The sequence below is a fragment of the Pseudomonas kairouanensis genome (assembly GCF_004682055.1).
In the GTDB taxonomy this organism is placed as follows: Bacteria; Pseudomonadota; Gammaproteobacteria; order Pseudomonadales; family Pseudomonadaceae; genus Aquipseudomonas; species Aquipseudomonas kairouanensis.
Genome location: NZ_QUZU01000002.1, coordinates 275,253 through 288,719, shown reverse-complemented (window position 1 = coordinate 288,719; position 13,467 = coordinate 275,253). Strand labels below are relative to the sequence as shown.

General features: G+C 61.8%; 11 protein-coding genes. 3 read left to right on the top strand and 8 right to left on the bottom strand.

Going from position 1 to position 13,467, the window contains the following annotated elements:
* Window positions 1–48 precede the first annotated feature (48 nt).
* Window positions 49–1,818: a bifunctional diguanylate cyclase/phosphodiesterase gene (locus DYL59_RS03755; RefSeq protein WP_135287956.1), complete on the top strand. Its 1,770-nt coding sequence runs from the start codon at window positions 49–51 to the stop codon at window positions 1,816–1,818.
* Here the strand turns inward: DYL59_RS03755 and DYL59_RS03750 are convergent.
* The 4 genes from DYL59_RS03750 to DYL59_RS03735 form a co-directional block, all read right to left on the bottom strand.
* Window positions 1,815–2,186, bottom strand: coding sequence for a hypothetical protein (locus tag DYL59_RS03750; RefSeq protein WP_005786715.1), 372 nt, complete (start codon window positions 2,184–2,186; stop codon window positions 1,815–1,817). The genes DYL59_RS03755 and DYL59_RS03750 overlap by 4 nt on opposite strands.
* Window positions 2,183–2,524, bottom strand: coding sequence for a helix-turn-helix domain-containing protein (locus DYL59_RS03745; RefSeq protein ID WP_135287955.1), 342 nt, complete (start codon window positions 2,522–2,524; stop codon window positions 2,183–2,185). The genes DYL59_RS03750 and DYL59_RS03745 overlap by 4 nt, the downstream gene beginning before the upstream one ends.
* Before the next feature lie 93 nt (window positions 2,525–2,617).
* Complete coding sequence (locus DYL59_RS03740) at window positions 2,618–3,076, bottom strand: YkvA family protein (protein WP_135287954.1); 459 nt, start codon at window positions 3,074–3,076, stop codon at window positions 2,618–2,620.
* 329 nt (window positions 3,077–3,405) lie between these two features.
* Window positions 3,406–4,143 carry a BamJ family beta-barrel-assembly machinery protein gene (locus tag DYL59_RS03735; protein ID WP_135287953.1) on the bottom strand — a complete coding sequence of 246 codons (738 nt, stop codon included), beginning with the start codon at window positions 4,141–4,143 and terminating at the stop codon, window positions 3,406–3,408.
* 258 nt (window positions 4,144–4,401) lie between these two features.
* Here DYL59_RS03735 and DYL59_RS03730 point away from each other — a divergent pair, with 258 nt between their 5' ends.
* Both DYL59_RS03730 and DYL59_RS03725 read left to right on the top strand, forming a co-directional pair.
* Window positions 4,402–6,210, top strand: coding sequence for a di-heme-cytochrome C peroxidase (locus DYL59_RS03730; protein WP_135287952.1), 1,809 nt, complete (start codon window positions 4,402–4,404; stop codon window positions 6,208–6,210).
* Complete coding sequence (locus tag DYL59_RS03725) at window positions 6,207–7,373, top strand: catalase family protein (protein ID WP_135287951.1); 1,167 nt, start codon at window positions 6,207–6,209, stop codon at window positions 7,371–7,373. Before DYL59_RS03730 ends, DYL59_RS03725 begins: the two co-directional genes overlap by 4 nt.
* Window positions 7,374–7,386: 13 nt before the next feature.
* Here DYL59_RS03725 and DYL59_RS03720 read toward each other — a convergent pair whose 3' ends face one another.
* The 4 genes from DYL59_RS03720 to DYL59_RS03705 all read right to left on the bottom strand — a co-directional run bounded on the left by DYL59_RS03720 (window position 7,387) and on the right by DYL59_RS03705 (window position 13,369).
* On the bottom strand, window positions 7,387–8,667 hold the full coding sequence (locus tag DYL59_RS03720) for an MFS transporter (RefSeq protein WP_135287950.1): 1,281 nt from the start codon (window positions 8,665–8,667) through the stop codon (window positions 7,387–7,389).
* Window positions 8,668–8,673: 6 nt separating this feature from the next.
* Complete coding sequence (locus DYL59_RS03715; protein ID WP_135287949.1) at window positions 8,674–9,609, bottom strand: LysR substrate-binding domain-containing protein; 936 nt, start codon at window positions 9,607–9,609, stop codon at window positions 8,674–8,676.
* Between the two features lie 82 nt (window positions 9,610–9,691).
* Window positions 9,692–11,701, bottom strand: coding sequence for a CocE/NonD family hydrolase (locus tag DYL59_RS03710; protein ID WP_135287948.1), 2,010 nt, complete (start codon window positions 11,699–11,701; stop codon window positions 9,692–9,694).
* An 84-nt stretch (window positions 11,702–11,785) separates the two neighbouring features.
* Window positions 11,786–13,369, bottom strand: a complete 1,584-nt coding sequence (locus tag DYL59_RS03705; RefSeq protein WP_135287947.1) for a BCCT family transporter — start codon at window positions 13,367–13,369, stop codon at window positions 11,786–11,788.
* Window positions 13,370–13,467 lie beyond the last annotated feature (98 nt).

Below are 13,467 nucleotides of genomic sequence, written 5' to 3'. Positions count from 1 at the left end.
GACCGCCGGCTCACCGCCTGCGGTCCTTTTTTTTCGATCGAGATCGCCATGACCATGACCGAACAGCTGAATGCATTGGGCTCTATCCTGGCTCAAGGCAGTTTGCACAGCCTGTTCCAACCAATCATCTGCCTGTCAGAACGGCGCATCCTCGGCTATGAAGCCCTGAGCCGCGGCCCGTCCAACAGCCCTCTGCACTCCCCCGTCGCCCTATTCTCCGTGGCCCATCAGGCCGGGCGCCTCAGTGAACTGGAAATGGCCTGCCGCGAAAGCGCCTGCCGGCGCTTCAGCGAACAAAAGCTGCCGGGCAAGCTGTTCCTCAACGTCTCGCCAGAATCCTTGATGGAAACCGCGCACCAGCCAGGACGCACCCTGCAATTGCTGCATGACTACGGCATCCCGCCGAGCCAGGTGGTGATCGAACTCACCGAGCAGACCCCCACCGACGATTTCGACCTGCTGCAAACCGCCTTGCACCACTACCGCAACATGGGCTTCTCGATTGCCCTTGATGACCTCGGCGCCGGCTATTCCAGCCTGCGCCTGTGGTCGCAGCTGCGCCCGGATTACGTGAAGATCGACCGGCACTTCATCGACGGCATCCACCAGGATGCGCTCAAGCGCGAGTTTGTCGGCTCGATCCTGCAAATCGCCAAGGCCTCGCGCGCCCAGGTAATTGCCGAAGGTATTGAACTGCCCGAAGAGCTGGCGGTGCTGACCGAGATGGGGGTGGACCTGGTGCAGGGCTATCTGCTCTGTCGTCCACAAGAACAGCCGCCGCAGGAAGCCCGCCAGATGCTGCCCAAGCCTGACAGCGCCAACGTGGCCCTGAGTGAAGAAGGCAGCGACCTCAGCGCCCTGCTCAACGAACAACCGGCCATGGACCAGGACACCGCCACCGCCAAGGTGCTGGAGGCGTTTCGGCGCCAAGCCAACCTCAACTCCCTGGCGGTACTGGATGGGCGCGGTCAGCCGGTGGGTATCGTGCACCGGCATTCGCTGTCGGATGCGCTCCTCAAGCCGTTTGCCACCGACCTGTTTGCGCGCAAGCCCATCAGCCGCTTGATGAGCACTGACTTCCTGGCAGTGGAGCTGAGCCAGTCGCTGCAACAGGTCAGCCGGCTGCTCACCAGCCGGGCACGGCAACGCATCGAAGAAGACTTCATCATTACGCTGAACGGCGATTACCTGGGGTTGGGTCGGGTGATCGACGTGCTCAAGCTGATTACCGAGCTGAAAATCCAACAAGCCCGCTACGCCAACCCCCTCACCCTGCTACCGGGCAACGTACCGATCCAGCAGTGCCTCACGCGGTTGCTGCAACAGCAACGGGAGTCGGTGATCTGTTACGTGGATATCGACAGTTTCAAGCCGTTCAACGATATCTACGGCTACGGGCGCGGGGATGAAGTGTTGCTGTGCCTGGCGCAGTGCCTGAACGACCGGGTGGACCCCAGCCGCGACTTTGTCGGGCATATCGGCGGCGATGATTTTCTGCTGGTGCTGGGCCCGCAGGAGTGGCGCAAGCGCCTTAACCAGTTGCTGGATGACTTCCACACCCAATGTCGGCGCTTTTACCGTGCCGAGCACCTCGAAGCTGGTTGCTTCGTGGCGCTGAACCGCCAAGGCGTGCGCCAGGAGTTCGCGTTGTTGTCATTGTCTATCGGTGTGGTGCATTTATATCCACAGGCCTGTGGACAACTCGACGCCAGCCAACTGGCGGAATTGGCATCCCAAGCCAAACACCATGCCAAGGACATGGCCGGCTACAGTATCCATGTGATCGACAGCATGGACGCCCTGCCCCAGGCGCTTTAAGCCTCGGCGGACTCTGGATACTCGTATTCGAACACCCGCACCACCTCCGAGGCATGCCAGGAAGCCGCGGCTACCCCGTCGGAGGGCCCGCTGAAGCGCCCCAGGCGCTCCACACACTCGAAGAAACCGGTACGCGGCAAGCGGCTGGCCCCCTGGCTGATCACCAAGGAGCTGCGCAGTGGCTGCTCGGCCTTGGCGTCCAGCGCCGCCAGGTGCTCCAGGGCTGCCGCCAGGGTTTGCATGGCCGGCGTGGGGAACTGCAAACGCTCCAGCAGCGCGCGATAAGTGAGCAGATGGCGCTGGCGACGCGCCTGGTCCAGTTCGTTGAGCAACCCATCCCAGTGTTGACGGCTGATACGTAGGCTCAAGATTCATCCCTCCAACCTGCAACGCCCAATTCCCAGGCCAGGCTGCGGCGAATCGCGGCATCCGGCTGGCGTTCACCACTTTCAATCAATCCAAGGTACGAAGGGCTGATGCCCACAGTGCGTGCCAGGGTTTCAATCGCCAGGCCCTTGGTTTCGCGCAGGCCGCGCAGGTCTGCGAGCGGGCGCAGGTCCTGGGCGGGTGCGGCGTGGGCAGGTGCAGAAGAAGGAGGTGACGTCGGTTGTTGCTGACCGGCAGCTTTTAGCAGCGCCTGGTACTGGTCCCATGGCAACACCGCGTATTCGGGTGCGCCGTCGCGTGAAATTATCTGAATATCCATGACTGCCCCGTAGGATAACTGCACTTACTGAGTAAGCTCTTTCCTTAGGAGTGTAATCCTAACAGCCACAAAGGTCGCAGGGGGATATCCGCGTCATGCATTTTTTTGCGGGTTTTCCTTGGCCAGCAAGGCTGGCGTCGCAGGCAGGCGCTCGACCACGGCAAGTTTCTCCGGGCGCTGGGCGTCGCGCCAGGCGCGGAAGGCGCTCAGTTCGCCGTCCAGGGTCTTCATGACCCAGGCCAGTACGGCAATGTCATCGAGCATGCCGAACATGGGGATAAAGTCCGGAATCGCGTCGATGGGACTCAGGAAATACATCAGCCCCGCCACCACGGAAATCAGCGCCTTGGGGCTGATCGCACGGTACTCGCCGCGCCAGTAGGCCAGGCACAGGGCCTGGAGCAGCCGGAGGTCATCCTTGAGCTTACCCAGCCGGTTGCCCTGGCTTGAGCCCTTGGCGGCCACGGCAAACAGCAGGGTCGGCAGGCGGCCACGGCCGAGCAAACGAGCGGCCATGGGCAGGAAACGGGTGAAATTGAAGGGTGGTTTCATTCGTCACTCCAGTTCCAGGCGACAGGAAATGTTATCCACACAAATTGTGGATAACCTTGTGAACAGAGCCTGTTTTACAGGCTGAAAGCCACGGTTTACATAGCTTGCAGTTAGATCGGGCATTTTTTGCGCACATAAAAAAAACCCAAGATTTCATTGACTTGGTGTTGATGTGCGGCTACCCGTATTCAGGTGTTATATCAGACTGTCGTCCGCTACAGACGTTCGTTCGGATCTCTGTAGTGAGCGGGCTCGCTACAAAGACCCCGTCAGACCCGCAGAAACAACAACGCCCCGTCGAAACGGGGCGCTGTGTGTTCAAGTGCTGCTTACTTCTTGGCAGGTGCAGCCGGTGCTTCAGGGGCTTCAGCCTTGGCTGGGTCCTTGATGGCCAGCAGCTCCAGGTCGAAGACCAGCACGGAGTTGGCCGGAATCGCAGGGCTCGGGCTCTGTGCGCCGTAGGCCAGGTCGGAAGGAATGTACAGCTCGACCTTCTCGCCGACGTGCATCAGTTGCAGGCCTTCGACCCAACCCGGGATCACGCCGCTGACCGGCAGGTCAATCGGGCTACCGCGATCCACGGAGCTGTCAAAGGTGGTGCCGTTGGTGAGTTTGCCGGTGTAGTGCACAGTCACCACGTCAGTCGGCTTAGGCTGGGCGCCATCGGCTTTCTTGGTGATCTTGTACTGCAGACCGGAAGCGGTGGTGACGACGCCGTCTTTCTTGGCGTTGTCTTCGAGGAATTTCTTGCCGGCGGCTGCCGACTCTTCGCTCATTTTGGTCATGCGTTCTTCAGCACGTTTTTGCAGTGCGGCAAACGCTTCAACCAGTTCGTCGTCTTTGAGCTTTTGCTCTTTCTTGCCGACGGCATCTTCGATGCCCTGGGCTACTGCTTTGGAATCCAGGTCATCCATGCCTTCTTGGGCAAGGCTCTTGCCCATGTTCAGGCCGATGCCGTAGGAAGCTTTCTGCGCCGGGGTTTTCAGCTCTACGCTGGTCTGCGAATCACAACCCGCAAGTACCAGGCTAACCAGGGCCACCGCCGCCGCCAACCGATGCTGTTTCATGCTATTTCCTTGTTCATGCGCCAAAAGGGCAATCGAATAAAGTCGCGAGCTTATCAGGCGGCCACGACCAATGGCTACCGGCATCTGAGCAGGAAACTTCTGATAAGTTCACGTGTTTAAAAGCATTTTCATTCATGATGAGGGCCCACGATGGATCGTGGGACAGCCCCTGACAGCGCTCATGGCCACTTGCCGCACCCGTGGCGTGGTGGCATAACAGCGCTACTCCTCGACAAGACCAAGACAAGGATAGTTATCTTGCGCATTTTTTCCCGTGTTTTAGTCCTCACCCTAATAGCGCTAGGCCTGGTTCTGGCCGTGGTGCTCTATTACATCGTCAACCCCAAGTTGCCGGATTACGTGCCCGTGGACCAGGTGCACTACCAAGACCAATGGAGTGCCGCCGACCGCCAGACCTATTACTTCACGCCCCAGGGCACCCAGGTAAAAGGCCTGCACTACGACTGGTTCACCGCCCTGGAGCTGCCGTTTTCCAAGCAACGCTTTGCCACGCCCGAATACCTGGCGCGCTTCGGGTTCCTGGTGGACCCCAAGCAAGTGCCCACCCCACAAAACCCCGGCAACCTGCCCGTGGGCTTCGCCCGTCACACGAATGCCGACAGCAGCGTCCAATACCTGGACATCACCTGCGCCGCCTGCCACACCGGTGAGTTGCACTTCAAAGGCCAGGCCCTGCGCATCGACGGTGGTTCGGCCCAGCATGTACTGCCCTCCAGCGTACCCACCTTGCGTGGCGGCAGCTTCGGCCAGGCCCTCGTCGCCAGCCTGGCAGCCACCTATTACAACCCGTGGAAATTCGAACGTTTCGCCCGCCAGGTACTGGGCGATCAGTACGACGCCCAGCACAGCCAACTGCGCCAGGACTTCAAGCAAGCGCTGAACAAATTCCTCAGCGTTGCCTGGAACGACACCCACCGCGGCCTCTACCCCACCGAAGAAGGCCCGGGCCGCACCGACGCGTTCGGGCGCATTGCCAACGCCAGCTTTGGCGACGCCATTTCGCCGGACAACTATCGTATCGCCAATGCGCCGGTGGACTACCCGCAGCTGTGGGATATCTGGACCTTCGACTGGGTGCAATGGAACGGCTCGGCCCAGCAGCCCATGGCCCGCAATATCGGCGAGGCCCTGGGCGTGGGCGCAACCCTGAGCTTCTTCGACAGCGCCGGCCAACCGCTCCAGGGCGAGGCCCGCTACCCCTCCAGCGTACGGGTGCGCGACCTCAACCTGATCGAAGAAACCCTGCAACGCCTCAAGCCGCCCAGCTGGCCCGAAGACCTGTTCGGCGCCATCGACAAGCCGCTCGCCGCCCAGGGCCGCGCGCTGTTTGCCGAAAACTGCGCCGGCTGCCACGTCCCCACCGTCACCCAGGAAAACGGCCGCCCGGTGCAGCAACTTAAAATGCTGCCGGTGGACTACATCGGCACCGACCCTGGCACCGCCAACAACATCGCCGACCAACGCTACGACCTCAGCGCCCTGCAATGGGACCCGGCGGAACTGGCCAAGCTCAATGTCGAACTGCACCCCACCCCGAGCGAGCCCCTGGACCTGAAGAAAATGTCCGTGGCCAAGGGCCTCGCCTACGTCACCGCGTTTGTCGAAGACCACGCCTACCGCGCCGCCGGTGTCACTCCTCAGGAACGCCCGCGCCTGGACGGCTACGGCCTGCCCATCGGCGTGCGCGAACTGCGTGCGTACAAGGCGCGACCACTGGCCGGTGTATGGGCCACTCCGCCGTTCCTGCACAACGGCTCGGTGCCGACGATTTACCAGTTGCTCTCGCCCCAGGACGAGCGCAGCACCACCTTCTATAAAGGCACCTTCAACTACGACCCGCGCCACTTGGGCTTCGAGACCGGTGCCTTCAAGAATGCCTTCCTGTTCGATACCAAAATCACCGGCAACCACAACAGCGGACATGAATTCCGTGCCGGCAAGCGTGGCAACGGCGTAATCGGCCGCAGCTTGCTGCCGCAGGAGCGCTGGGCGTTGCTGGAATACCTCAAAGTGCTGGGCGGCCCGCTGGAGCAACAACTGCCATGATGATTCGATCCCCCTACGACCGACCTTCCCTGCTCGCGCGCCTGTGGCTGCGCATCGGCGCGTTTCTGGGCAAAACCCTGCTGTGGCTGGTGGGCCTCGGCCTGCTCGGTTGGCTGGCCGCCACTGCCTGGTATGCCTGGCAGCACAGCGGCCCGGTGTCGCCTAACGAACAGGTCCCGCCCGGTGAGGCGGCAATGACCCAGGGCATCATCCAGACGGCGGTGCGCATCGTCGACCAACACCGCGAAGGCACGCGTTACCTGCGCGATGCCCACGCCAAGGCCCACGGTTGCGTGAAAGCCGAAGTCAGCGTGCTGGCCGATCTCGACCCGGCGCTGCGCCAGGGTGTGTTCGCTGAGCCGGGCAAGACCTGGCAGGCGCTGATGCGCCTGTCCAACGGCAACGCCTACCCGCAGTTCGACAGCATCCGGGATGCCAGGGGCATGGCGCTCAAGCTGCTGGACGTGCCCGGCAAACAACTGCTGGCTGACCAGCAGGCGCGCACAGAGCAGGACTTTGTGATGTTCAGCCACCCGAACTTCTTTGTCTGCGATGTGGCCGAGTACGCGCAGAACATCGGCGCGCAAGCAGACGGCAAGAAGGTGCTGGCATTCTTCCCCAAGCTCGACCCGCGCAGTTGGCAGGTACGTCACTTGTTTATCGCCTTGGCGACCCTGGCGCCCGCCCCCGCGAGCCCGACGCAGACTACGTATTTTTCCGTATCGCCCTACAAGTTCGGCGCGGCCAATGCCAAGTTCCGCGTCGCCCCCGACCCACAAAGCTGCCCGGACTACCCACTGCCCAAACAGAACCAGGACCTGCCCAACTTCCTGCGCAGCGCCTTGAACCAGCAGCTGTCCACCGACCGTGTGCCGGCCTGCTTCGTGTTGCAGATCCAGCGGCAGAACCCGCAGAAATTCATGCCGATCGAAGACACCAGCATCGAATGGAAGGAGAGCGATGCGCCGTTTGAAACCGTGGCCAAGGTGAAAATCCCTGCGCAGGACTTCGACACTCCCGAGCAGAACCTGGCGTGCGATAACCAGTCGTTCAACCCCTGGTTCGGCGTCGCAGAGCACCGCCCCATCGGCGGCATCAACCGCTTGCGCAAGGCGGTGTACGAAGCGGTCAGCGACTACCGCCACAGCCGCAACGCACCTTAGGTCAGCAGGGTGATCACGCCTTCGGCTCAGTTGCGGGGTCGGTGATCACCAGTTCTTCGGGAATTTCGTCCACTCGCGGGTCGAGTACCGCAGCCATGGCGCCCATGGGATGTTCCGGCATGGCGACGTGATGCAGTGGCGCCCCTTCGACCAGGTACTCGCCGGTGACATGCTTGGGCTGTACTCGCCAGATCAGCAGCAACGCACAGGCCGAAAACAGCATGTAGAACGCACCGTGGCCATAGCTGTTCATCAGCGCGCCACTGAGCATCGGCCCCAGGCTGGCGCCGATGCCGTGGGTGGCGAGCATCATCGCGCTCAACGGCACACGCCGGGGTTGTTCAACGTTGTCATTGGCCAAGGCCACCGCCAACGGGTACAGGGTGAACAGCAGCAAACCGCTGAGGAAACCGAACAGCAGCAACAACGCGTAAGGCAATTGCACCAGGCCCCACAGCGGAATCACCAACAGCCCCAAGGCCAGGGCGCAACCACGAATCAGACGGGAGCGGTCGATGCGGTCCGATAGCCAGCCAATCGGCCACTGCCCACACAGCCCGGCAAAGATCGACACCGCCACAAACGTACTGGCCTGGGCGGTGCTCAAACCATTGCGGGTGGCAAACACCGGCGCCAGGGCGTAGAACGCCCCGATCATCAGGCCGGTGACAAACACCGTGGTCAAGGCTTGCGGCACGCGCTGCCAGAAGAAGCCGATCTCCAGCGGCGCCGCCACCAGTTTGGCCGGGTGCAAACGCTTGGTCATGGTCACCGGCAACAGGCACGCGGCGAAGCAGATCGCGACCATGATCAGCGGCTTGAAGTCCAGCTCCGGTCGCCAGACCAATACGCCCTGCCCCAGCATCAAGCCCAAGGACACCGCCACCATGTAGCCGGCGAACACTGCCCCGCGCTGGTTGTTTTCGGCCTGCTCATTCAGCCAGCTTTCGATAACCATGTACTGGTTCATCATCACCAGTCCCATCACAAAGCGCAGCGCCAGCCAAAATTCCAGCTGCTCGAACAGCACATGCAGCAACACGATGATGGTGGCAACGCCCGCGCAGGCCACATACGAGCGCACATGCCCCACCCCGGCAATCAGGCGGTGGCCGAACTTGGCGCCGCATACCATGCCGCCGTAGTACGCCGCCGTCAGCGCACCGATCCACAACTCGTTGATGCCCTGGCTACTCAGGCGCAGGCCGATAAAGCTGAAGAACAGCCCGTTGCCGGTGAGCATCAGGATGGTGGCGCTGTACAGCGCGGGAAAGGTCAGGAAAGTCAGGTTCATGATGGCTCAGGCGGGGTTGTTCAAGCAGCCGGCGTGGGCCAGCAGCCAGTGGCGAAAACTGCGCGCCGCCGAGGGCGGGTTGCGGTGAAGGGGTTGCATCAGATGCAGGCGACCTCGGCTGTGCATGGCGTGGGGCAAGGCCATTTGCAGGCGCCCGGCATCCAGTTCGCCTTGCAGCAGGCTCTTCCAGCCAAGGGCCACACCGTGGCCCATGACTGCCGATTGCATCAACAGTTGATAGCTGTTGGTGCGCAACGCGTGACGCGGCGTGTGGTAATGGGCATCGGCATCGGCGAACCAGTCGGTCCAGGTCAGCCAGTCGTGGTAATGGTCTTCCACGATCAGCAAGGTGTGGGCGTGCAACAGGTGCTGCACGTCGTGAATCGGGCCGTGGCGCTCGATATAGCCTGGGCTGCACACGGTGATGACCTGTTCGCTGGCGAACACCGGCGACAATTCCAGGCCGTGGGGCGGCGGCAGTTCGTCGAGGTGGTAGAACAGGCCAAGGTCGTATTCGCTTACATCCAGGTGACTGGGGCTTTCGCTGCACAGGATGCGAATGTCCAGGTCCGGGTGTTCGCGCTGGAACTGCGGCAGCAGGCCGGCGAGCCAGATAGAACTGATGGTGGGCGTGCTGGCCAACGTCAACTGGCGATCGGCACCGCGACGACGCAACTCGGCGGACTCGCGGTCAAGCTCACGCAGCAGGCGCTGGATGGTACGGAAGTAACGAACCCCGGCGGGCGTCAAGCTCAGGCCCTGGGCCAGGCGATAGAACAACGGACGAGCCAGGTCCTCTTCCAGGCGCTTGACCTGGCGGCTGACCGCGCTTTGGGTCAGGTTCAGTTCATGGGCGGCCTGGGTAAAGCTCAAATGACGGGCCGCCGCTTCGAAGGTTTGCAGGCAATTGAGCGGGGGAAGATCGACGTTTCGGCGCGACATGAACAATTCCAATGGCAGATACGGGCCCGGTTTTCCCAGGCCCGCAAAGATCAGGTTGGCAGGCATCCTGCCAGTTGCCCGCTCATAGCGCGACCCTGGCCACGCGTTTGCTCCACTGCCGGCGGTGTTCCAACTGGCCGTTCTCCCAAGCGGTCTGCTCGGCCTCGACGTAGAACCACTGGGCATCGGCGTGCACGCTCAATCGGCTTTCCACTTCGACCGCCCACCCATCGCGCCCCACGCGGTAATGCCACTGAATATCGGCACGGGCCGATAACGGGTCCCAGGGCAAGGTGTGGTATTGCTCGGTACAACGCTGGTCCACCGCCAGGCCGTGGTCGGCAAACCGCACCGCACCCAGGTCGTCTTCGATTTTTACACAGACTTCACCACTGCCCACGTCTTCGATCAGGGTGCGTTTCGGCGCGGCAGCGCGCAGCACTTCCAGGTTCGCAGGGGGGGCCGATTGCGGGGTTTGGAATGGGCAGTCCACTGCGTCACCGGTAAACACCGGCAGTTGCAGGCTTTGCAAGGTCGGCAGCAGGGTCAGGGTGGTCAGCTCGCGGCTTGGCCACAACAACGGGAAACTCGCGGTGCTCAGGGCCAGGCGCAAACGGTAGCCGGCCGGCAAGCGCATGCCGATGTGGTCGAGGTTTAACTGCACGTCCATTGCTTCACCTGGGACTACAGGGGTTACGCGGGAAAAGTCTTCACGGAGCGTGAGATTCAGCACCCCGTAACTGATCTGCGTGACCTGGCCGTCCGGCGCTATCGCATTCAATCGCGCCACCAGTTGCCCGCAAGCGGTGTCGCTGGCCAGGCGCAGGTTGAGGCGCGCGTCGCCCAGCAACGCGAGGGGTTCGGTCAGTGGCTGCGAGTCGAAGCACAGCGAGTTGGCGTCATCACGACGCTGGTCCGTCGGCCCATCGGGGCCAAACCAGATCGCACAGTATTCGCCCTGGTGCAGGCCGGTGGTCAGTGGCGAGCAGATACTGCGTGGCGCGGCCAAGGGTTGCGTACCGGGCTTCAGGCCGTCTGCGTCCAGGCTGAAATCGGTCCACTGAATCTGCGGGTCAGGCCAGCCCTGCGTCTGTACCCAAACGCCAGGCCGCTCGGCATAACTGCCCTTGGGCGGCAGAACATCCTGTAGGTAAAAGGTGCAGGCCGCGTCATCCATCACCCCGTTATCGATGCCTTTAAGCCAGTGATCCCACCAGCGCTTGGCCTCTTGCAGAAAGCCGATGGCCGGGTTGGGCACGGCAAAGTGCGGGTATTTGTGAATCCATGGGCCGATCATGGCCTTCTTCGGCCCCGGCAGGTTTTCCATCAGCCGCGAGACCGTGTTGCGGTAGGCATCGCCCCAGCCGCCCACCGCGTACACGGCGGCCTTGATCTGCGAGTAGTCTTCGCACACCGAGCCATGGCGCCAGTAGTCGTCGCGGGTCTGATGTTGCAGCCAGGTTTCGGCGAGCAGCGGCATGGCTTCCAGGCGTTGGTGCCACAGGTCTTTCCAGGCGTCGCCCACCAACAGCGGGTCGGGCACAGCGGCGCTGAAGTTGAGCATGGTGGCGGCCCAACCGAAATTCTCCATCAGCAGGTTACCGCCCTTGTAATGGATATCGTCGGCGAAGCGGTCGTCGGTGGAGCACAGGGTGATGATCGCCTTCAGCGCCTCGGGCTGGCGCGCAGCCACCTGCAGGCCGTTGAAGCCGCCCCAGGAGATACCCATCATGCCGACGTTGCCGTCGCACCAGGGTTGCTGACACAGCCAGTCGATGACTTGCAGGGCATCGTCCTGTTCCTGCAACAGGTATTCATCGGCCATCAAGCCCTGGGATTCGCCGTTGCCGCGCATGTCCACACGCACGCACACATAGCCCTGCCCGGCCATCCACGGATGGGTCAACGCATCACGCACGGCGGTGCCGTCGCGCTTTCTGTACGGCAGGTATTCCAGGATCGCCGGGAAGGTCTGCAAACCGGCGACTTCCGGCAGCCAGATGCGCGCGGCCAGCTGGGTGCCGTCTTTGAGGGGGATCAGGCAGTGCTCGATTTCACGGACCTTATAGGCAAACTCGGTAACGATTTGCATCGGTAACTCCACACATTTATTGCGAACAAACGACTCCCCCGCGCCCCGTGGGGAGCACGCGAGGAGACACACAGATTTATCCAATCAGCGGGCGTATTCCGTGACCGGGTTAGCGCCACGCAGGTCCGGCTCGGCGGCGGGCTGACGGTTTTTCACATCCAGCAGCGCCGGGTTTTTCAGCCAGAAGATCAGCGAGGTACTGGCCAGCAGCACCAGGATCATGCCGGGCAAGCCTCCGAGATTGGAAAGCATCTTCACCCCGTCGATGCCGATGAACGACACCATTACCCACGACACCGTACCGATGATCACACCCCAGACAATCTTCAACACCGGGTTGCCGTCCAGGTCGGAGTCGGCGGTCACGCCTTTGCTGCACAGGTTGGCGATCACGTCGGTACTGGAGTCTGCGGCCGTGACAAACGAGATGAACGCCACGAACAACAGGAACGCGATCATCAAGCCACTGGCCGGCAGTTGCTGGAACATCTGGTACAGCACATGCTCCACACCCTGCTCATTGAGAACACGGTTGAGGCTGCCATCCCCCAGCGCATCGAAGTACAGGCTGGTGCCGGAGAAGATGCAGATCCACACCGCCGTGAACAGTGCCGGGTAAAGCATGTTGATGTGGATGAACTCACGCACGGTGTAACCACGCCCGATCTTGCCGAGGAACAGCGCACTCACCGGCGCCCAGGCAAACCACACCGACCAGTAGAACACCGTCCAGCTTTGAGGCCAGGTGTCGCCGCTGGCGGCGCCGGTGAACAGGCTGCGGCTGAAGAACGTATCGAGGTAAACCCCAAGGGATTCGACGCCAAGGCTGAACATGTACAGGGTCGGCCCGCACAGCAGCACAAACAGCCCCAGGGCCAGCATGATCCAGGTGTTGAACGACGACAGCATCACAATGCCGCGCTGCAAGCCGCTGGCGGCCGAGGCAACAAAGGTGATGACGATGATTGCGATGATCACGGCCAGGCGAAACGGTGTGGTCTCGCCACCGATGTATTGGCTCAGGCCGCCGGACAAGGTCAGTGCCCCCGTGCCGAGGGACGACGCCATGCCGGCCACCAGGGCGAACATTGCCAGGGTGTCGATCAGACCCGCGTAGCGCTTGACCCGAGCCGCACCCAGCAAGGGTTCGAGCATGGCGCCAATCGAGAAATTGCTGCGACGGTTATAGAACACCAGCGCAAATACCAGCGAAGGCACCAGATAGATGGCGTATGGCGTGATGGTCCAGTGCAGGAACATCGTCGACATGGCAAAGCTTTTGGCGGCCGAGCTGCCGGCTTCAATCGGCAGGCTGGTGGGTGGACCGTACAGGTGATAGAGCGGTTCGGCGGTAGTCCAGAACAACACACCCACCGCCAGCGTGGTGCACAGCGCCACCATGAACCAGCGCCATTTGCTCAGCAACGGCTGGGCATCTTCGCCACCGATACGCACGTTGCCCAGCGCGGAGAAGTAAACGACAGCGGTCAGCACCACCATGGCAAACGAGCCGGCACTGAACAGCCAGGAGAAGTTTTTCAGGATCAGGTTATTGAGCTGCTTACTGACCGCAAGGAATGCATTGAGGTCGACGTAGCTGGCGATCACCGCCGCCAACAGAATCAGGAAAGTTGGCCAGAACACCAACGGACGCAATGGATATTTCATGTAGAGCCGTTCCCCTTGCAGACTATTTTTATCGCCCCGCAGGGCCATTGTTAGAAAGCGGGCACCGCAGCGTCCTGCTGCCGATTGCCTGCCTGGAA

Bases quoted from the DNA above. Each gene is read 5' to 3' on its own strand.
- DYL59_RS03755 (WP_135287956.1), top strand. From the start codon at position 49: ATGACCATGACCGAACAGCTGAATGCATTGGGCTCTATCCTGGCTCAA.
- DYL59_RS03745 (WP_135287955.1), bottom strand. From the start codon at position 2,524: ATGGATATTCAGATAATTTCACGCGACGGCGCACCCGAATACGCGGTG.
- DYL59_RS03740 (WP_135287954.1), bottom strand. From the start codon at position 3,076: ATGAAACCACCCTTCAATTTCACCCGTTTCCTGCCCATGGCCGCTCGT.
- DYL59_RS03735 (WP_135287953.1), bottom strand. From the start codon at position 4,143: ATGAAACAGCATCGGTTGGCGGCGGCGGTGGCCCTGGTTAGCCTGGTA.
- DYL59_RS03725 (WP_135287951.1), top strand. From the start codon at position 6,207: ATGATGATTCGATCCCCCTACGACCGACCTTCCCTGCTCGCGCGCCTG.
- DYL59_RS03720 (WP_135287950.1), bottom strand. From the start codon at position 8,667: ATGAACCTGACTTTCCTGACCTTTCCCGCGCTGTACAGCGCCACCATC.
- DYL59_RS03715 (WP_135287949.1), bottom strand. From the start codon at position 9,609: ATGTCGCGCCGAAACGTCGATCTTCCCCCGCTCAATTGCCTGCAAACC.
- DYL59_RS03710 (WP_135287948.1), bottom strand. From the start codon at position 11,701: ATGCAAATCGTTACCGAGTTTGCCTATAAGGTCCGTGAAATCGAGCAC.
- DYL59_RS03705 (WP_135287947.1), bottom strand. From the start codon at position 13,369: ATGAAATATCCATTGCGTCCGTTGGTGTTCTGGCCAACTTTCCTGATT.